This window comes from Mycobacterium sp. NGS59 (assembly GCF_059812345.1).
On sequence record NZ_JCALCN010000019.1, the window covers coordinates 51,847 to 69,749 of the forward strand.

Below are 17,903 nucleotides of genomic sequence, written 5' to 3' on the forward strand. Positions count from 1 at the left end.
CCCGCCCCTCTCCGGTGAAACCGACAGTTGCGGCGGCCGACTCGGCAATTACTGTCGACCTAAAGCCGCGACGGGGAGGTAACCGATGAGTCTGTGTGATCGCCGGCCGCCGGGTACCGACGATGCCGCCGTGGAGGCCGCAGGAAAGGTATCCGAAGCGCTCGAGACCATCGAGCGGGCACGCGGTCACCTGTACTCGTTCCATCAACTGACCGGACATGCTGATCTGCAACTCGACACCGCCGTGGAGCTGCTACGCGAGAGCGGGCACGCTGAGCTGGCCGATTCCATCAGCCGGGAACTGATCGGGCGAAATGTGTTGCCCGGCAGATGGAGCTTCCAGGTCATCGAAGACTATGACGACGGCTACTACCGCTGTTTCCAGGACATGGAGAAGCTGGTGCGGCACCAGCTGACCGGCGGCAACCGGCATGTGTTCGAAGCCGAGATGAAGGAGAGCCGGCGTACCTCCGGAAGCCCGGACCACGCCGCCGAACCCCGAGAAACCTCCAGCGAGGACTGAAAGACGCAGTCTGACAGCCGCACCCGCGGGATCGTCGTAATCGCTTCCACTCAGGACTGGCGCGCCGGTCGATCATTCATTAAGTTAACGATTAAACTAATGAAGATAGTCGCCGGCCGACCGCACCGCCCGTAAGTCTGGGGCCGGACACCGGTTTGTTTTCTCGGTCAGGGGGTACCACGCGTGAATCTGAGCCGTTCTGGTCAGCGACTCGTCGACGTTGCAAAGGAGGCTTCGGTGGGAGGTGTGCGTGAATTTCCGCGGGTGCGTCTCGCCGAAGTAGCTTCAGCGAGCGCGGCGAGCCTGCCCACGGTGGACCAATTCGACGTCTGGCGAGCGGATCTGCGCCGGCAGGTGCTCGACGAGGTTGCCGCGTTCGTCGGCGCGCGTTGCGCCCAGGAGTTGGGTGACTGCGGAGTCGACGTCGCCGGCAACATCCTGCTCGAGTTCGTCAAGGGCGGGAAATGTCTGCGGTCGACGTTCATGTACCTGGGCTGGCTGTGCGGGGCACCGCCCAGCGAAGCTGCTCTATCGGCTACGGCGAGCCTGGAACTGCTGCACGCATTCGCTCTGCTGCAGGACGACGTGATGGACGACTCGCCTGCCCGTCGAGGCCGACCCGCTGCTCATGTGCAGTTCTCCGACTGGCATCGCAACCGGGGAATGTCCGGGTCGTCGCGCCGGTTCGGCGAGTCGGCAGCGACGCTGCTCGGCGACATGTGCCTGATCTGGGCGGAGCAGATGTTACGCGACTCCGGTCTCGACCAGCATCATCTGCAGCGTGCCTGGCCCCGCTACGATGCGATGCGGACCGAGCTCGCAGTCGGTCAATTCGCTGATCTGGCAATGGATTTGCGTAAAATCCCGAACATCGATTCGGTGCTGGGAGTGGCCCGGCGCAAATCCGGCAACTACACGGTGCGCCGCCCGCTGGAGATCGGCGCGGCAATGGCCGGCTGTGACGACCAGACCCTGACCAGGCTCGGTCAATACGGATACGCCGTCGGCGAAGCCTTTCAGCTGCGCGACGACATACTCGGTATCTTCGGATCCCCCGCCAGCACCGGCAAACCCAATGGCGGAGATCTGTTGGAGCGCAAGGCCACCAGCGTCGTCGTCGCGGCTTACGAGATGGCCGACATCTCCACCCGCCGAGAATTCGGCGAATTGATGAACGTCGATCAGCTCGACGAAGCCGCGGTCGACTACTGGCGCAACCTGATCTCTGCCACCGGAGCGGTGCAATGGGTCGAGGAGTTGATTGCCAAGCGGGTCAGAGATGCACTGGACTCGTTGGATCGCAGCGGAATCGACGGCTTACTCAAGGTCGCCTTGACCGACATGGCCGGCGTGTGCACGCAGCGCGCCGCATGATCTCCCGGGAGCGCTGATGCACACGGTCCGAGGACGGACGGAACGCGTTGTCGTCATTGGTGCGGGGTTTGCCGGATTGTCCGCGGCGCTGCACCTGGCCGGCCGCGGTCGGGAAGTCACGGTCGTGGAACGCGAGCCGTGGCCCGGCGGGCGCGCGGGCCGCCGCGACATCGACGGTTACTCGATCGACACCGGCCCGACCGTGCTCACCATGCCCGACATCATCGACGAGGTGTTCGCCGCGGTCGGTGAAACGAGCGCGCGGCACGTGGAGCTGATGCCGGTCGAGCCCTGCTACCGGGCGATGTTCGCCGACGGCAGCACCATCGACGTGCACAGCGACGCAGACCGGATGGCCGCCGCGGTCGAAGAATTCGGCGGCCCCCGCGAAGCGGCGGGCTACCGCGCGTTGCGCGACTGGCTGGAAGGCTTGTACCGGACCGAGTTCGCCGGCTTCATCGACGCGAATTTCGACTCACCGCTGTCCATGCTGACTCCCCAATTGGCCAAGCTGGCTGCCATCGGCGGGTTCCGGCGGTGGGAGACGATGGTCAAGCGGCACATCAGCAACCCCCTGCTGCGAAGGGTATTCACCTTCCAGTCGCTTTACGCCGGGGTCGCCCCGCAGCACGCGCTGGCAGTGTATGCGGTGATCGCCTACATGGACACCGTCTCCGGGGTGTTCTTCCCTCGCGGCGGCGTGCGTGCGCTCCCGGACGCACTGGCAGCGGTAGCCGAACAAGCCGGCGTCCAATTCCTTTACAGCTCAACGGTTACCGATCTCGAACGCAGCGGCGACCGGGTCACCTCGGTGCTCACGGAGGGCGGCGAACGCATCCCTTGTGACGCGGTGGTGTTGACCACCGAACTGCCACTCACCTACCGACTGCTGGGTCGGAAGCCGAGACGGCTACTGCCACTGCGCGCGGCACCCTCGGCGGTGGTCATGCATGTGGGCTGCCGCGCCACACCCGCCCAGACGGCACACCACACCATACTTTTTGGTGACGCCTGGGAGCACACCTTCACCGACATCATCCGCGACGGCCAACTGATGCGGGATCCTTCGCTGCTGGTGACCCGCCCGACCGCCAGCGACGCCAGTCTGGCGCCGGCCGGGCGAGATCTGCTGTATGTGCTGGCTCCGGCGCCCAACCTGTCCCGGCGCCGGGTCGACTGGTCCACGGCGGCGAAGCCGTATGCGCAGAACATGCTGGACGCGGTCGCAGAGCGACTGTTGCCGGAGGTGGGCGACGGGGCCGAATTGTTGCATCTCGACACCCCCGCCGACTGGGCCCGCCAAGGGATGACGGCCGGAACGCCGTTCGCCCTCGCCCACACCTTTGCCCAGACCGGCCCGTTCCGTCCGGCCAACCTGGTGCGCGGAATCGAGAACGCGGTGCTGGCCGGATCGTCGACCGTACCTGGTGTGGGTGTGCCGACGACCCTGATCAGTGGACGGCTCGCCGCCGACCGCATCACCGGGGTCCTCGACCGCTCCCCCACATCCAGTGTGAGAGCCCGATTGCCGTGATTCGCACCGAATTAGACGCCGCCGGTATCGACAGCCCTGCGCTGCGCGCCGCATATCGCCTGTGCCGGCAGATCGCCGCCGCACATGGTCGCACCTATTTTCTGGCCACTCGGTTGCTTGCTCCCGACCAGCGACCGGCGGTTCATGCGCTCTATGCCTTCGCCCGCCACGCCGACGACATCCTCGACGAGTTCAATCCGGATCTCGACGTCTGCGCCCGCGCCGAGCGCTTGCAGTGCCTGTCCGACAAGTTCTTCGCCGGTGGAGCCCGCCCGGACGAACCGATTCTTGCCGCCGTCGACGACACCGTCCGCCGCTACCGCATTCCGGCGGATCTGTTCGAGGACTTCCTCGCGTCGATGCGGATGGACCTCACCGTCACGGACTATCCCGACCGCGCCGCGCTCAACCGCTACATGCGCGGCTCGGCGGAAGTCATTGGGCTGCAGATGCTTCCGGTACTGGGCACCCGCGACATCGACGAGGCCGCACCGTACGCCGCCGCACTGGGACAGGCGTTTCAGTTGACCAACTTCCTGCGCGACGTCGACGAAGATCTGATGCGTGACCGGATCTATCTGCCGGCCGACGAACTCGCCGCACACGGGGTGGATCGCGAGTTGTTGATGTGGTGCCACCATCATCGTCGCACCGATGAACGGGTGCGCGGCGCGTTGCAGGCCCAACACGAAATCACCCGGGAGATCTATCGATTCGCCGCCGGCGGGATCCCGATGCTGGCGCGGCGGTCACAGCCCTGTGTGGCGACGGCCTTGACGCTGTACTCCGAAATCCTGGATTGCATTGAGGACAGCGACTTCTCCGTCTTCAGTCACCGCGCCACGGTTGGTACCACGCGCCGGATACAAGTCGCCGGTGGTGCCCTGCTGCAGTCGTGGCGGGTTCGTTTCTCGCATCCCGCCGGACGGACCCAGCACCGAAAGCGTGGTGCGGCGTGAGCGATCGCTGGCAGTATTTGATTGTGCTCGGCTTGTGCCTGCTGATCACAGCGCCACTGGAGTTGTTCGGCAGCGGCGTCTACCGTCAGGCCCGCCGTCTCGTCCGCGCGGTGGCGCCGGTCGCGGCGTTGTTCCTGGTGTGGGATGCGGTGGCCATAGCGGCTGGGGTGTGGTGGTACGACGGCAAGTACCTCACCGGCATCGAGATCCCCCCGCACATCCCGATCGAGGAAGTGCTGTTCTTCGTGGTGATTCCGTTGTGCGGATTGCTGACGTATAACGCGGTGTCCACGATTCTGGCGTGGAGCAGGCGCCGATGAGCGGTCTGGGATACACACTGCCGGCCGTGCTCGCGGTGTTGGGCGTGTGCGCGCTGGAGCTGATGTTGTTGCGCACCGGCCTGTTTCGCCGGCCCGCCTACTGGCTGTCGATGGTGATCGTGCTCGGCTTTCAGGTTCCGGTGGACGGCTGGTTGACCAAGCTCAGTGCACCAATCGTCAGCTACGACGAGCGGCACACCAGTGGGCTGCGGTTTCCGTTCGACATTCCGGTCGAGGACTTCCTGTTCGGCTTCGCGCTGGTGACCGGGGTGCTGTTGTTGTGGGAGTTCCAACGAGAGCGTGGCAGCCATGAATAGGACGGGCTTGGCGCGCGGCGACGTTCCAGCGGCATTCGACGAGGGCGCAGCGGCCTATGACCGGCTGGTGGGCGCCAACCCCGGCTATCACAGCAACCTGCGACGGTCGGCGCGCCGGATGGGCCTGCCGGACCGCGGACGGGGGTTGCGGCTACTCGATGCCGGTTGCGGCACGGGCGCCTCGACGGCCGCACTGCTCACCGCGGCGCCGGAGGCCGAGATCATCGCTGTCGACGCGTCGCGCGGCATGCTGGATGCGGCACTGGCCAAGTCGTGGCCCGCCACGGTCCGGTTCGTGCACTCGCGCATCGAAGACCTCGGCGAGCACGGCATCACCGGACCGTTCGATGCCATCTTCGCCGCCTATTTGTTGCGCAATCTGACCGATCCGGACAGCCAGCTGCGCACCTTCGCGACGTTGTTGCGGCCCGGTGCAACCCTGGCGCTGCACGAGTATTCGGTGCGGGACTCGGCCGCGGCCACCCGCATCTGGCACGCGGTCTGCTGGGGCATCATCATTCCCGCCGGGTGGTGGCGAACCCGCAACACCACGCTCTACCGCCACCTGTGGCGCAGCGTGCTGACCTTCGACGGCGCGGCGGGGGTGCGGCAACGGATGTCCGACGCCGGCTTGTGCGGCGTGCGCAGTGAAACCATGCCGGGGTGGGAACGCGACATCGTCCACACCTTCCTGGGGACGGCGCCGCAATGACCGACCGCCGCCAGCACATCCATCCCGCGTCGCCCGGGTTGGCCGACGCCGGCGCGCTGTCGTCGCAGCCGCGCGCGGTGGTCGTCGGTGCCGGCATCGCCGGGCTCACCGCCGCCACCGGGCTGGCCGAACGCGGCATCGCCGTCGAGGTGGTGGAGAAAGAGCACTACCTCGGCGGACGCGTCGGGGGGTGGACCGAACCGCATGACGGCACCGAGTTCGCGCTGAATCGTGGCTTCCACGCCTTCTTCCGCCAGTACTACAACTTGCGGGAGTTGTTGCGCCGCGTCGATCCCCAGCTGCGGATGCTGACGCCGGTCGAGGACTACCCGCTGATCGACGGCGCCGGCCGGCGCGACAGTTTCCGGGGGCTGCCCCGCACGCCACCGTGGAATGCGTTGTTGTTCGCGCTGCGCAGTCCCACGTTCCGGCTCGCCGACCTGGTGCGCATCGACGCGCGCGCGGCGGCGCCGCTGGCAGCCGTGTCGGTGCCCGACATCTACCACCAGCTGGATCACATCGACGCCGAAACCTTCTTGAAGAGCATCAATTTCCCCGAATCGGCGCGCCATCTCGCGTTCGAGGTCTTCTCCCGCAGCTTCTTCGCCGAACCATCGCAGCTCTCGGCCGGTGAGTTGGCGACCATGTTCCATATCTACTTCCTGGGCTCCAGTGAGGGATTGATCTTCGACGTAGCTAACGCGAACTTCGATGCGGCGCTGTGGAATCCGATGCGTCACTATCTGGACGAACGTGGAGTGCGGTTCCGAACCGGCACACAGGTGCACCGCATCGACACCGACGGCCCGAATGCGTTTCGCGTGCATGTCGATTCGGGTGACCCGCTCGACGCGGACGCTGTGGTGCTGGCCGTCGACGTAGGCGGGCTGCAACACATCGTTGCCGAATCGAGCGGTCTGGGCAGCGACCTGTGGCGCAGCCAGATCCGGCGGCTGCGCACCGCTCCCCCGTTCGTCGTCCATCGCCTTTGGCTGGACCGGCCGGTCAACGCCGAGCGACCGCCCTTCCTGGGCACCGCCGGACACCCGCCGCTCGACAACATCAGCGTGCTGGAGCGTTATGAAAGCGAAGCGGCTGACTGGGCGACGCGGCGCGGCGGATCCGTCGTCGAATTGCATTGTTATGCAATGGATTCCGCATTCGGCGTGGAGGATGCCATCCGGCAACTGCACCAGCTTTACCCGGAAACCGCGTCGGCGAACGTGGTGCTTCAACGCGTACTGCGCCGCGCCGACTGCCCGCTGTTCACCCCCGGCACTTACACGCGGCGTCCGACGGTTGCGACTCCACAGCCCGGACTGGCGCTGGCCGGTGACGGGATCCGGGTAGACCTGCCGGCGGCGTTGATGGAGCGCGCGGCCACCACCGGCTGGATGGCTGCCAACCTCTTGCTGGCCCAGTGGGGTCTGCACGGCCACGAGCTACGCACCGTTCCCGTCCGCGGACGATCCGCGCTACTGCGTTCGCTGGCGCTTCGACAGAGGCGCAATCTGCCATGAGCGCCGGTGACCGGGTCCGCCGTCGGTGGCCGAAAGACTGGCCGCTGCAAGTTGTTCCACCCGTGCCGTGGACGCGGCAACGCCCGACCTACGGCCAGGCCCAGCCGAGCATCATCGATGAAGCGCTGGCCCGGTCGCAGCGCCGGCCCACCGGCAACTGGTACGCCTTCGCCGCCAGCCGTGCCGTGCGCGGCGGACGTCCTTTCGGCACGCGCGTCGCCGGCGTCGAACTCGTCGCCTGGCGCGACCGACTCGGTCTGCTACGCGTCGGCCCGGGCAGTTGCCCGCACCTCGGTGCCGATCTGGCCACCGGGACCGTTTCCGATGGCGTGTTGTTCTGCCGCTGGCATGGACTGGCGCTCGACGGCACCGGTTGCAAGCTCGGTTGGGCACCCCTGCCCAGCTACGACGACGGTGTGCTGGCGTGGGTGCGACTCGATCAGGTCGGAGGGGAACCGCCGCTGGACATGCCGGTGCTGCCCGAGCGGCCAACCGGAGCCACGTTGCCGGCAGTCACCCGCCTGGTCGGCGTCTGCGAGCCGTGCGACATCCTCGCCAACCGTCTGGACCCCTGGCACGGCAACTGGTTTCACCCGTATTCCTTCACCCGCCTCGAGGTACTCACCACACCGACCGAAGATGATGACCGGTTCCTAGTCTCGGTCACCTTCCGGATCGGCCGCTTGGGGGTGCCGACGATCGCGGAGTTCACCTGTCCGGACGCACGCACCATCGTGATGCGCATCGTGGAGGGCGAGGGCGCCGGCAGCGTCGTCGAAACCCATGCCACCCCCATCGGTCCGGGTCCGGACGGCAGGCCGACAGTCGCGGTGATCGAAGCCATCGTCGCGCAGTCTCAGCGTCCCGGGTTCAAAGCGGCGCTCAACATCGCACCTCTGATCACGCCGTTGATGCGCCATGCCGCGAACCGGTTGTGGCGCGACGACCTGGCCTACGCCGAACGACGCTACAAGTTGCGCCACGAAAGCGGGACGTGATCAACAACCGGCCGGTGTGCCGTCGAAGCACATCTTCTACGCTGAATCAGCGATGAGGAAAGCATGTTTCGCCGTCGTCGTCGCCAGCGTGGTCGCTCATCTGGCGTATCTGGTCTACCTGCCGAGCGGCGGCTTTCTGGCGCTGCGGTGGCGGCGCACATTGTGGCTGCACGTGCCGACCGTGTGCTGGGGAATCGGCGTCGTCACCCTGAAGCTGCCGTGCCCGCTGACCAGTCTGGAAGCGTGGGCCCGCGCGCGAGCCGGGATGGAACCTCTGCCGAACGACGGTTTCGTCGGCCGTTATGTCGCCGGGGTGGTGTACCCGGCCGACCGTACCGGCACCGCGCAACTTCTCGCCTTCATCGCCGCCGCAGTGTCGTGGGTTGCGCTGGCTGTCCAGCGAATTCGGGACCGGTAGGTATTTTGCGCTGAACCGCAGCCGGGTCCCCGACCGTGGGGCCGGATGTCACGAGGAAGGTGAACCGAATTGAGCGACAAGGAATTACGCAAAGGCGACAGCGTGGAGTGGAAGAGCCACGGCCAAACCGTGAAAGGGAAGGTCGAGAAGAAGATCACCTCCGACATCGAGACAGCCGGTCGAAAGGTCAAGGCGTCCAAAGACGAACCGCAGTACAAGGTGCGAAGCGACAAGACCGGGAAAGACGCGGTACACAAACCGAGCGCGTTGAAGCGCACCGGCAAGTGAAGAGGACTGATAGATGCCCAAGACCGACAGCGCCGCGACCTGGAAAGAATTCAAGAACACGGTCAACATGACCGCACGTGAACTCGAGAAGTGGCTCGCGACAGACGAATCGCGAGGTGTCGGCCAAAAGCGCGGCGGCAAGGAATCGACCGGACACGCCAGCGGTCGGCGGATTGTCGACATCCTCAGAACCAAACGGGCGGACCTGGACGACGACGACTACAAGCACATGCGCAAGGTGCTCGGCTACGCCAAACGGCACCTCGCTCAGCGCCCCGAAGGTGACATCGAGAACACCTCGTGGCGCTATTCGCTGATGAACTGGGGTCACGACCCGGCCAAGGCGTAAAGCGTTGCCGAAACCGGACGTTGCGCTCACGCCCCCTTTCTGGACGCGTACCCTGCATCTGATGGAGGTACCGGGTAGTGAGCAGACGCCGCGCTAATGAACCCGCGCATGGACGGGCAGAGCTGGAAAAGCTGCTGTCGGCCGATATGCGCGCGATCACGGCGAGATCGGACCGGATCGGACGGCATTTCGCGCGCGTGAACAAGGTGAGCAGCAGCGACTTTCACGCCCTGCTGCACATCATGGTGGCCGAAACGGCCGGAGAACCTCTGACGTTGGCCCAATTGCGCCATCGCATGGACGTTTCGCCGCCGGCCATCACCTATCTCGTCGACCGGATGATCGAGGCCGGCCATATACGCCGCGAGCCCGACCCCGAAGACCGACGCAAGTGGCTGTTGCGTTACGAGGATCAGGGCATGGACTTGGCGCATTCGTTCTTCAGCCCACTCGGAACCCATCTGAGCGACGCGATGGCCAGCCTGACCGATAAAGATCTCGCGGCCGCGCACCGGGTTTTTCAAACCATGATCGGGGCCATGTCGACCTTCGAAGCGGAGTTGGTCAACCGTCCTTCGGCTGCGTCGGCGAAGCCGGAGCGAGGCGCACAGGCGCCGCGACGGCGTCAGGGATCATCTCGGTCGAACGCCTCGCGAAGTTGACGACGCGGTCTTCGATCAGTTCCGCCCCTCGCGTCACGCCACCGGTAGCGGCGAAACCGGCGGCCACCCGGCGGGCTGCCGGCACCTTGGTCGCTGCTTCGAGCACACATCGGCGCAACCGTGCCGGGTTCAGCTTGCGGGACGGTAGCCGAACCCCGCAGTCGGCGACCTGCACCCGGCGCGCCACTTCGGCTTGATCGCGGGCAAACGGCACGACGCAGACCGGGACACCGCGGTCGAGAGCCTTGACCGTCGTTCCCATTCCGCCGTGGGTGATGACACAGACCGCGCGATCGAGCACCGGTCCGTGCGGCAGAAACCGGCACACCGTCGCGTTGGAAGTCCGCGGCAAACCGGCAGGCACACCGGCCGGGAAGGTCGCGACGACATGTACCGGCTCATCGGCCAACGCGCGCAACGCCATCTCTCCCAGCTTGGCGTCGCCTTGCGCGATAGAGGACGTGTTGACCAGCACCACCGGCCGGTCGATTTCGTCCAGCCAGTGCGGAGTTGGCGTGCCGGGCCGCTCGAAGACACACGCTCCGATGAAGTGCACCACATCGCTCCAGTCCGGGTGCGGGTACTCGAAGGGCTCGCCGCCGACCGCCAACAACAGCGGCGCTCGGCGCATCAACTCATCCACGGAGTTGACGGCGGGTACGCCGAGTCCTGCGCGAAGGGCGTTGACGCGGGGCAACATCGGGCGGTCGAACAGATAGCGAACCACGGCTCGCAGCCCGGCGTCACGCACCGCGCCCGCGACACCCGGCAGCGGCCGCATACCCGGGCCGAACGGCGGCGTCCCGCGGGAGCGCAGGTACGGGGTGAACGGTGAAAACACCGACCAGCCAATGCCGTCCGCCTCAGCGGCCGAAATCGCGCCCCAGCAATTCGCGTCGACGATGATTGCGTCGGGCTGTACCTGGGCGACCGCGCGCCGCAGGTCGTCGACCTCGATCACCGCCCGGCGGCACAGTACGTCTATCGACCTCTTCAGTACGCCGAAAGCCCCACGCGCAGAATAGTCGTCGCCGACGATGGCCTCGATGCGCGGGTCGACGGCCTCGGCGGTGACACCGACCTGCCGCATGGTGTCGACCTCGCTCGCCATCGTGCGCAGGTGCACCCGGTGACCGCGCGCGACCAACTCCACGAGCAGTGCGCCCAACGGGTAGACATGACCCAGCGCCGGTGCGCCGTAAGCGAGGATTACCGCCATAGCTCTAGATGACAGATGCCACGCCGAGTCCACGCAGCGCGGGCAGATCTGCGGCACCGCATCCGTGCAGGCAGATGCGAAGCTCGTCGACGAAGCGTTGCAGCCAGGCCGTTGCGGCGTCGGCGGATTCGATCGCGGCGGCAAGCAACGGGCGCGCAACCGCCACCACGTCAGCGCCCAGGGCGAGTGCCTTGGCCGCGTCCATGCCGGTCCGGATTCCGCCGGAAGCGACCAGCGGGAACACCGGCAGCTGCGCGCGAACCTCCGAAAGTGCCTGCACGGTAGGAATTCCCCAGTCGGCCAGATCCGGATAGCGAAGCTCGCCGTGACGGACCAGCTGCTCGACGCGCGACCATGACGTGCCGCCGGCGCCCGCGACGTCGATAGCCGCCACCGGTGGCGCGCCTGTCAATCGCAGCAGCTCGGCGACGGCCGCGCCACCGATGCCGTGCCCCACCTCCTTGAGCAGCACCGGATGATCGAGCATCGGGACTACGTCGTGCAGACGGTCGAGCGACCCGGAAAAGTCGGTGTCCCCGTGCTGCTGCATGGCCTCCTGCAGCGGATTGGTATGTACCGCAAGCACATCGGCTCCAACCCGGTCTAGCGCCCGGGTGATGTCCGGCACCGCGTCCTTGGTGAACTGGGACAAGCCGATGTTGCCGAACAACAACACGTCGGGTGCCACCTCGCGTACGGCGAAGCTGGCGGCGGCGCGCTCGCCCAGCGCGCTGTCCAGCATCACTCGCTGCGAGCCGAGCATCATGCCGATCCCGAGCCGCTGCGCGGCGGTGGCCAGGTTTCGGTTGATCGTGCCCGATAGCTCCGCTCCCCCGGTCATCGCGCCCACCAGGACCGGCGCACGCAGGCGCTTGCCGAGGAATTCGACGGACAGGTCCACATCGCCGAGATTGGTCTGGGTGAGTGCGTTGTAGGGCAGGCGGTAGCGCTCGAGTCCGGTACTGACGCCGTGAAAGGTCACGTCCCCGTCCAGGCACACGTCGATGTGACGCCTTTTGCGCGTGGTCATTTCGGCCCGGTCACCGGTCATGGGTACGCGGACCTTCCGGCGCCGGAGCTGACAGGAACGGCAATTTCGCGGTAGCCCACCACCGAACCGAGACTATCGACGGTCTTGCCGGGCATGGTCACGATCTCTCTCGATCCATCGTCTGGTAGTACCCACTCCAGGAACAAACAGGCACGATTACGGCGCCCGCGACGCGGGTCCACTTCCTGTCAGCCTACGCGAGACGGACAGTTTTGTTAATTTTGTGAATGATTAAAGCAGTTAAGCTAAAGTAGAGCATGACCGCAGCGGCCGGGAGCCCAACCGTCGAGCGCTCGGTGAATCCGAGACGTCCGCCGCGGCACCGTTCCCCGACTTTCTGCCGCGGCGGGCGTCTCCCCGCTCCGTTCGGCCGGGGCGAGCCTATCCGCGAAACGAAAACTTTGCCCGCTGGGCCGCTGTTTCCGGACGGTACGCGACCACGCTGATTTTTTCCCTGCGCCCAGCTGCGCGTATCCGGCTAGGCTATGCATCAGTTGAGTAGCCAGCTGCCATCTCAGCGAAGCGACACGAGAAAGGTCGTTCTTCGCCCCGCTTCAGAACCACCCGATAGGCCACGTTGTGATGCACGCTGTAGATTCACCTGACCAGACCCACCCCCGCTACCGCTACGTCATCGACTGCGGTAAGGCGCACATTTTCGTCTATGCCCGCAGCCTGGCCACCGTCTTGCGGATAGACGGGGAAATCGACGCGGCAAATGCCGGGCGCGTCGCCGCGGAGCTCGGCCGATTCACCAAGGTCGGAACTCCACTCATAATCGACCTGACCCACTTGAAGTTTCTCGGCATCGACGGTTTCCAGGAACTGCTCGCGCTGCACCACCGGCAGCACACCGCGGGACTGTACTGCGGAATCGTCACCGGCAGCGCCATGCGTCCGCTGCTTCGCATCGTCACCGATCACGGCCTCCCGCTGGTCAAGTCGGTGCCGGAAGCCCTTCAGCTCGTCGAAGACGCGCTGGTGGGCCGCCGGCAACTGCTGCTGCGCCTCGCGAGATAGTTTCAGCCAACGGTGATGCCCACGACCGCCCGCGCCGGCTGAACTCACGGATCCGGTTGCGCTGCAATCGATTCCGTTCTCCATCGCACCATGGCCGAGGGCATCGACGGACCATCGGCAACCGATCGAAAGAGTCGACAAGGCGACGGCATGACCGCGACCTCAGGGCGCGGCGCTGCCCAGTTCCGTCTGATAGTGGCGCATAGCGGCAATCAGCGCGGTGAAAACCCGGTGGGCAGCGGCCAGATCAGCGTCGGGAAGATCACGGAGGGCGGAGGTGGTGTGTCGGCGCAGCGGAGTGAAGAACGACCGGGCGGTCGCCAGTCCGGGATCGGAGTAACGCAGGATGACCTTTCGCCGGTCGGCTGGATGGGATTCACGACGGATGTGGCCGGAGTCGATCAACCGGTCCACCAGATAGGTGATCGCCGCACCCGACAGACCCATCCGCTGACTCAGATCGCCCGATGTCATCGGTTGCCCAGCGGTTTCGGCGACCATGATGTGCAACAGCGCACGAAAGTCGGTGGGCCGCACGTCCTGGGACACGGCGAAATGCCGGCCGATCTGATCGGACGCGGTGGACAACTCCCGCAGATCGGCAGAGATCTGCGACTCCAGCGCATCGCGGCCCGCGCCCTGCTGCTCAGGATCCATTGTGATTCGCAGCATATCGCCGATCCGCGGTCATTTCAGTTGATTAATGGTTAAACGACTGAAATGCTTGCATTGTGTGGGAGGGATTCGCCGCGAGGCTCAGCGGCCGGCGCTCGTGGGTTATTGCTCTGGGAGTTTTTCTGCTGGGGACCGGTTTCATGACGTTGATCGGTGGGAACGCAGCGGCAAGCCAGGCGCCGTTGTCGGTGCCGAGGGATGCCGATTCAGCGAAGGTACAGCAGCTGTCCGCCCAATTTCCCGGTGGCGACCTCAACCCCCTGATCGTCGTTGTCAGCAGTAGCGGCGGCGCGGACGTCGACGCCGCCGCGCTCCAACGCGCAACCGAACAGGCCCGAGATCGCATGCAGGCCATCGCGCAACGGGGATCGGGGCCGGGGCCCGTCTTCGTCTCGGCCGACGGCAGGGCCGGGATCGGGGTGGTACCGATCAGTGGTGAACTGTCCGGTCTGGCGTTGCACGATGCCGTTGCCGCACTGCGCGATGCCGCGGGCTCCGGCTTGCCGGACGGCCTTTCGGCGCATGTGACCGGCGGGCCGGCATTCGGCGCCGATATCGCGAACGCGTTCAGTGACGCCAACGTCACCTTGCTGATAGTGACCGCGTCGGTGGTGGCGCTGCTGCTGATCGCCACCTACCGTTCGCCGGTGCTGTGGCTGGTTCCGCTGGTGGTGATCGGATTCGCCGACCGGGTAGCGGCCTCGGTGGGTACCGCGGTGGCCTCGCTGACCGGCCTGAGCTTCGACGGCGCGACTTCGGGCATCACCAGCGTGTTGGTGTTCGGCGCGGGCACCAACTATGCGCTGCTGCTGATTTCGCGCTACCGCCAAGAACTTCGACTGCACCGCGAGCACCGTGACGCGCTGCGCCAAGCCGTCCGGATGGCCGGGCCCGCAATCGTTGCCAGTAACGCGACCGTGGTCTTGGCGCTGCTGACGCTGATCTTCGCGTCCACTCCCAGCACCCGCAGCCTGGGTGCGCTTGCGGCGTGCGGACTGATCGTCGCCGCAATGTCGGTGCTGGTGCTGTTGCCGCCGCTGCTGGCTTTGTTCGGACGACGGTTGTTCTGGCCGTTCGTCCCACAACCGGACGACACCCAGACCATCAAGATCGGCCTCTGGCACTCCATCGCCGAACGCGTGGCACGGCGCCCAGCGGTCGTCGCGTCGGTCACGATCGTGTTGTTGGCGGCCCTGGCGACCGGCCTGCTCGGTGTCCGGATCGGGCTGTCGCAGACGGAACAGTTTCGGGTCAAGGCAGATTCGGTGACCGGGTTCGAGATCGTGGCCGCCCATTTTCCCGCCGGTTCGGCGAACCCGACCGAAGTGGTCGCCCCCACCACCCACGCAGCGCAGGTGCAACAGGCCATCATCTCCACACCCGGTGTCGTGTCGGCGAACCCCGCAGGCACTTCGTCGTCGGGACTCACCAAGTGGTCGGTGGTCATCGATGCCGCACCGTCGTCCCCGCAGGCATTCAATACCGTTGGTGCGTTACGTCTTTCGACCAAGGCCGCCACACCCGAGGCTCTGGTCGGCGGACCCGACGCGCAGGCGCTGGATGTGCGCGACGCCGCCGTGCGTGACCGGACGCTGTTGATCCCGGCGATCCTCGCGGTCATCCTCGTCGTCCTGGCGGTGCTGTTGCGATCCGCGTTGGCACCGCCCACGCTGCTGGCGGCGACGATCCTGGGTGCGCTGGCCGCGTTAGGTCTTGGCGGCTGGGCCAGCATGCACGTGTTCGGTTTCCCCGCCCTGGACAATTCCACCCCGCTCTACGCCTTCCTGTTCCTGGCCGCACTGGGCGTGGACTACACCATCTTCCTGGTCACCCGGGCGCGTGAAGAGTCCGCCGATCATGGTGCGCGGGACGGAATGATCCGCGCGGTGTCGGCCACCGGTGGAGTGATCACAAGTGCGGGAATCGTTCTGGCCGCGGTCTTCTGCGTTCTCGGCGTGCTGCCCCTGATCGTGATGACTCAACTGGGCATCATCGTGGGCCTGGGTATTTTGTTGGACACTTTCGTGGTGCGGACACTCGTCATTCCCGCGCTGTTCGCCGTGATCGGTGATCGCATCTGGTGGCCCAGTCGACTTTCCACCGCGGCGTCCACCGCGCAAAACCGAACGGAGTCAACGTGAACAGATCGACCCTGGCAGGCACCGGTCTGGCCGTCGCCGCCACCGCCGTCGCCGGAGGTGCCGCCAACCCGGGCCGCACCCCGCTCTGGTACGCGCGCATCCGCAAGCCGCCCTATCAGCCGCCCAGCGCCGCATTCCCGGTGGCCTGGACCACCCTGTACACCGACATCGCCGCCACCTCCGCGGTGGTCATCGACAAATTGCGTGCCGCGGGTCACGACGACAAGGCGCGTCGCTACATCGCCGCATTGGGAGGCAATCTCGTCCTCAACGCAAGCTGGAGCTGGCTGTTCTTCCGTTACCACAAACTGGGCGCCTCCGCGCTCGGCGCCGCGGCACTCACGGCCAGCAGCGCCGATCTGGCCAGAAGGGCCGCCGAGGCCGACCCCCGCGCCGGCGCGGCGCTCGCGCCCTACCCGTTGTGGTGTGCATTCGCCACCGTGCTGTCGAGCCACATCTGGCGACTCAACCGTTAGGGGCCGATCATGCCTTCCCTGTTGTGGTTTCGGCGCGATCTTCGGGTGCGCGACCACCCGGCGTTGATCGCCGCCGCCGAGAGCGACGGGCAGGTGCTTGGCTGCTTTGTGCTCGATCCGCGACTGGAAGCGTCGTCAGGACCGCGACGGTTGCAGTTCCTGGGTGATTCGCTGCGGCAACTCAGCGCCCAGCTCGACGGTCGTCTGCTGGTGGTACGCGGGCAGCCGGAGAAGCGAATCCCGGAGTTAGCCAAGCAGGTTGGTGCCTCGGCGGTACACATCTCCGAAGATTTCGCGCCGTACGGCCGCAAACGCGACGAACGGGTGCGCACCGCGTTGGGTCGAGTGCCGTTGGTGGCGACCGGATCTCCGTATCTGGCCTCACCCGGACGTGTCACCAAGGACGACGACACCCCCTACAAGGTGTTCACACCGTACTTTCGTCGCTGGCGTGAGGTGGGTTGGCGGGCGCCCGCCAAGTCGGACGCCGGCTCGGCACAGTGGGTCGATCCGGCGCAACTCGGCGTCCAGCCGTGCAAGATCCCCGACCCCGGCGTCGAACTCGACGTGAAAGCCGGTGAAGCGGCGGCAGTTTCGCAGTGGGCGACGTTCGTCGACGATGGGTTGTCCCGCTATGAGCAGGACCGCAACCGGCCCGACCTGCCCGGCACCAGTCGGATGTCGGCACACCTGAAGTTCGGCACCATCCATCCGCGCACGTTGGTCTCCGATCTCGACCCGCAGCGCAAAGGCGACTCGGTGTACCTGCGGGAGTTGGCTTTTCGCGACTTCTACGCCGCGGTGTTGTATCACTGGCCGCACAGCGTCTGGTGGAACTGGAACCGCGACTTCGACGCCATCGAGACCGACACGGATGCCGAGGCCACGCGCCGCTTCGAGGCCTGGAAAGCCGGACAGACGGGATACCCGATAGTGGACGCCGGGATGCGGCAACTGCGCGAGACCGGGTTCCTGCACAACCGGGTACGGATGATCGTCGCCTCTTTTCTGGTCAAGGACCTACACCTGCCGTGGCAGTGGGGAGCGGGCTGGTTTCTCGAGCAACTCGTTGACGGCGACATGGCCAACAACCAGCACGGCTGGCAGTGGTGCGCCGGTTCCGGCACCGACGCGGCACCCTACTTCCGGGTGTTCAACCCCGTCACGCAGGGCGAAAAGTTCGATCCCACAGGAGATTACATTCGGCGCTGGGTGCCTGAACTGCGTGAGGCGAGCGACGTGCAGCTACGAAAAGGCCACCGCCCGCCCGGATATCGCGACCCGATCGTCGACCATGCAGCCGAACGCACCGAGGCTCTGCGCCGCTACAGCGACATCAGCTGAAGG

At 66.0% G+C, this 17,903-nt stretch carries 20 protein-coding genes; 17 read left to right on the forward strand and 3 right to left on the reverse strand.

All coding sequences use genetic code 11. From position 1 onward, the window contains the following. Window positions 1-85 precede the first annotated feature (85 nt). The 13 genes from AC5Y46_RS19190 (at window position 86) to AC5Y46_RS19250 (ending at window position 9,974) form a co-directional block, all read left to right on the forward strand. Entirely contained in the window at window positions 86-523 is a 438-nt protein-coding gene (locus tag AC5Y46_RS19190) for a hypothetical protein (RefSeq protein WP_499992510.1), read from the forward strand. Window positions 524-787: 264 nt separating this feature from the next. Continuing rightward, window positions 788-1,897, forward strand: coding sequence for a polyprenyl synthetase family protein (locus tag AC5Y46_RS19195; protein WP_499992534.1), 1,110 nt, complete (start codon window positions 788-790; stop codon window positions 1,895-1,897). Between the two features lie 16 nt (window positions 1,898-1,913). Then, the gene (gene crtI / locus AC5Y46_RS19200) at window positions 1,914-3,431 is read left to right on the forward strand and encodes a phytoene desaturase family protein (RefSeq protein WP_499992511.1); all 1,518 of its coding nucleotides are present in this window, start codon (window positions 1,914-1,916) and stop codon (window positions 3,429-3,431) included. Beyond that, the gene (locus AC5Y46_RS19205; protein WP_499992512.1) at window positions 3,428-4,390 is read left to right on the forward strand and encodes a phytoene/squalene synthase family protein; all 963 of its coding nucleotides are present in this window, start codon (window positions 3,428-3,430) and stop codon (window positions 4,388-4,390) included. The genes crtI and AC5Y46_RS19205 overlap by 4 nt, the downstream gene beginning before the upstream one ends. Then, window positions 4,387-4,710 (forward strand): lycopene cyclase domain-containing protein, encoded by a 324-nt coding sequence (locus AC5Y46_RS19210; protein ID WP_499992513.1) that lies wholly within the window; start codon window positions 4,387-4,389, stop codon window positions 4,708-4,710. The genes AC5Y46_RS19205 and AC5Y46_RS19210 overlap by 4 nt, the downstream gene beginning before the upstream one ends. Beyond that, entirely contained in the window at window positions 4,707-5,027 is a 321-nt protein-coding gene (locus tag AC5Y46_RS19215; protein WP_499992514.1) for a lycopene cyclase domain-containing protein, read from the forward strand. The genes AC5Y46_RS19210 and AC5Y46_RS19215 overlap by 4 nt, the downstream gene beginning before the upstream one ends. After that, window positions 5,020-5,739: a class I SAM-dependent methyltransferase gene (locus AC5Y46_RS19220; protein ID WP_499992515.1), complete on the forward strand. Its 720-nt coding sequence runs from the start codon at window positions 5,020-5,022 to the stop codon at window positions 5,737-5,739. Before AC5Y46_RS19215 ends, AC5Y46_RS19220 begins: the two co-directional genes overlap by 8 nt. Then, window positions 5,736-7,259 carry a hydroxysqualene dehydroxylase gene (locus AC5Y46_RS19225; protein ID WP_499992516.1) on the forward strand — a complete coding sequence of 508 codons (1,524 nt, stop codon included), beginning with the start codon at window positions 5,736-5,738 and terminating at the stop codon, window positions 7,257-7,259. The genes AC5Y46_RS19220 and AC5Y46_RS19225 overlap by 4 nt, the downstream gene beginning before the upstream one ends. Continuing rightward, on the forward strand, window positions 7,256-8,257 hold the full coding sequence (locus tag AC5Y46_RS19230) for a Rieske (2Fe-2S) protein (RefSeq protein ID WP_499992517.1): 1,002 nt from the start codon (window positions 7,256-7,258) through the stop codon (window positions 8,255-8,257). The genes AC5Y46_RS19225 and AC5Y46_RS19230 overlap by 4 nt, the downstream gene beginning before the upstream one ends. Window positions 8,258-8,309: 52 nt before the next feature. Then, window positions 8,310-8,675 carry a DUF2784 domain-containing protein gene (locus AC5Y46_RS19235; protein WP_499992518.1) on the forward strand — a complete coding sequence of 122 codons (366 nt, stop codon included), beginning with the start codon at window positions 8,310-8,312 and terminating at the stop codon, window positions 8,673-8,675. A gap of 69 nt (window positions 8,676-8,744) precedes the next feature. Continuing rightward, on the forward strand, window positions 8,745-8,963 hold the full coding sequence (locus AC5Y46_RS19240; protein ID WP_499992519.1) for a hypervirulence associated TUDOR domain-containing protein: 219 nt from the start codon (window positions 8,745-8,747) through the stop codon (window positions 8,961-8,963). A 13-nt stretch (window positions 8,964-8,976) separates the two neighbouring features. Continuing rightward, window positions 8,977-9,312: a DUF3140 domain-containing protein gene (locus tag AC5Y46_RS19245; RefSeq protein WP_499992520.1), complete on the forward strand. Its 336-nt coding sequence runs from the start codon at window positions 8,977-8,979 to the stop codon at window positions 9,310-9,312. Between the two features lie 146 nt (window positions 9,313-9,458). Next, window positions 9,459-9,974, forward strand: coding sequence for a MarR family winged helix-turn-helix transcriptional regulator (locus AC5Y46_RS19250; RefSeq protein WP_499992535.1), 516 nt, complete (start codon window positions 9,459-9,461; stop codon window positions 9,972-9,974). Here AC5Y46_RS19250 and AC5Y46_RS19255 read toward each other — a convergent pair. Both AC5Y46_RS19255 and fni read right to left on the reverse strand, forming a co-directional pair. Continuing rightward, window positions 9,877-11,193 carry a glycosyltransferase gene (locus AC5Y46_RS19255; RefSeq protein WP_499992521.1) on the reverse strand — a complete coding sequence of 439 codons (1,317 nt, stop codon included), beginning with the start codon at window positions 11,191-11,193 and terminating at the stop codon, window positions 9,877-9,879. The genes AC5Y46_RS19250 and AC5Y46_RS19255 overlap by 98 nt on opposite strands. 4 nt (window positions 11,194-11,197) lie before the next feature. Beyond that, window positions 11,198-12,244 (reverse strand): type 2 isopentenyl-diphosphate Delta-isomerase, encoded by a 1,047-nt coding sequence (gene fni / locus AC5Y46_RS19260; protein WP_499992522.1) that lies wholly within the window; start codon window positions 12,242-12,244, stop codon window positions 11,198-11,200. Window positions 12,245-12,826: 582 nt separating this feature from the next. On the opposite strand from fni, the gene AC5Y46_RS19265 reads away from it, so the two are divergent. Beyond that, window positions 12,827-13,264 carry an STAS domain-containing protein gene (locus AC5Y46_RS19265; RefSeq protein ID WP_499941933.1) on the forward strand — a complete coding sequence of 146 codons (438 nt, stop codon included), beginning with the start codon at window positions 12,827-12,829 and terminating at the stop codon, window positions 13,262-13,264. Window positions 13,265-13,426: 162 nt separating this feature from the next. Here the strand turns inward: AC5Y46_RS19265 and AC5Y46_RS19270 are convergent, their stop codons facing one another. Further along, entirely contained in the window at window positions 13,427-13,936 is a 510-nt protein-coding gene (locus AC5Y46_RS19270; RefSeq protein WP_499992523.1) for a MarR family winged helix-turn-helix transcriptional regulator, read from the reverse strand. Between the two features lie 56 nt (window positions 13,937-13,992). Here AC5Y46_RS19270 and AC5Y46_RS19275 point away from each other — a divergent pair, with 56 nt between their 5' ends. The 3 genes from AC5Y46_RS19275 to AC5Y46_RS19285 are packed head-to-tail and all read left to right on the forward strand — an operon-like array spanning window position 13,993 to window position 17,900. Then, a complete protein-coding gene (locus tag AC5Y46_RS19275) occupies window positions 13,993-16,080 on the forward strand; it encodes an MMPL family transporter (protein WP_499992536.1) in 2,088 nt (695 codons plus the stop codon). After that, complete coding sequence (locus AC5Y46_RS19280) at window positions 16,077-16,556, forward strand: TspO/MBR family protein (protein ID WP_499992524.1); 480 nt, start codon at window positions 16,077-16,079, stop codon at window positions 16,554-16,556. Before AC5Y46_RS19275 ends, AC5Y46_RS19280 begins: the two co-directional genes overlap by 4 nt. Window positions 16,557-16,565: 9 nt before the next feature. After that, window positions 16,566-17,900 (forward strand): cryptochrome/photolyase family protein, encoded by a 1,335-nt coding sequence (locus AC5Y46_RS19285; protein WP_499992525.1) that lies wholly within the window; start codon window positions 16,566-16,568, stop codon window positions 17,898-17,900. Window positions 17,901-17,903: the final 3 nt, after the last annotated feature.

What these genes read in the sequence shown, in the direction of transcription:
- fni (WP_499992522.1), bottom strand. Translation starts at nt 12,244, where the DNA reads ATGACCGGTGACCGGGCCGAAATGACCACGCGCAAAAGGCGTCACATC.
- AC5Y46_RS19250 (WP_499992535.1), top strand. Translation starts at nt 9,459, where the DNA reads ATGCGCGCGATCACGGCGAGATCGGACCGGATCGGACGGCATTTCGCG.
- AC5Y46_RS19220 (WP_499992515.1), top strand. Translation starts at nt 5,020, where the DNA reads ATGAATAGGACGGGCTTGGCGCGCGGCGACGTTCCAGCGGCATTCGAC.
- AC5Y46_RS19285 (WP_499992525.1), top strand. Translation starts at nt 16,566, where the DNA reads ATGCCTTCCCTGTTGTGGTTTCGGCGCGATCTTCGGGTGCGCGACCAC.
- AC5Y46_RS19230 (WP_499992517.1), top strand. Translation starts at nt 7,256, where the DNA reads ATGAGCGCCGGTGACCGGGTCCGCCGTCGGTGGCCGAAAGACTGGCCG.
- AC5Y46_RS19265 (WP_499941933.1), top strand. Translation starts at nt 12,827, where the DNA reads ATGCACGCTGTAGATTCACCTGACCAGACCCACCCCCGCTACCGCTAC.
- AC5Y46_RS19255 (WP_499992521.1), bottom strand. Translation starts at nt 11,193, where the DNA reads ATGGCGGTAATCCTCGCTTACGGCGCACCGGCGCTGGGTCATGTCTAC.
- AC5Y46_RS19215 (WP_499992514.1), top strand. Translation starts at nt 4,707, where the DNA reads ATGAGCGGTCTGGGATACACACTGCCGGCCGTGCTCGCGGTGTTGGGC.
- AC5Y46_RS19190 (WP_499992510.1), top strand. Translation starts at nt 86, where the DNA reads ATGAGTCTGTGTGATCGCCGGCCGCCGGGTACCGACGATGCCGCCGTG.
- AC5Y46_RS19270 (WP_499992523.1), bottom strand. Translation starts at nt 13,936, where the DNA reads ATGCTGCGAATCACAATGGATCCTGAGCAGCAGGGCGCGGGCCGCGAT.
- AC5Y46_RS19235 (WP_499992518.1), top strand. Translation starts at nt 8,310, where the DNA reads ATGAGGAAAGCATGTTTCGCCGTCGTCGTCGCCAGCGTGGTCGCTCAT.
- AC5Y46_RS19245 (WP_499992520.1), top strand. Translation starts at nt 8,977, where the DNA reads ATGCCCAAGACCGACAGCGCCGCGACCTGGAAAGAATTCAAGAACACG.
- AC5Y46_RS19225 (WP_499992516.1), top strand. Translation starts at nt 5,736, where the DNA reads ATGACCGACCGCCGCCAGCACATCCATCCCGCGTCGCCCGGGTTGGCC.
- crtI (WP_499992511.1), top strand. Translation starts at nt 1,914, where the DNA reads ATGCACACGGTCCGAGGACGGACGGAACGCGTTGTCGTCATTGGTGCG.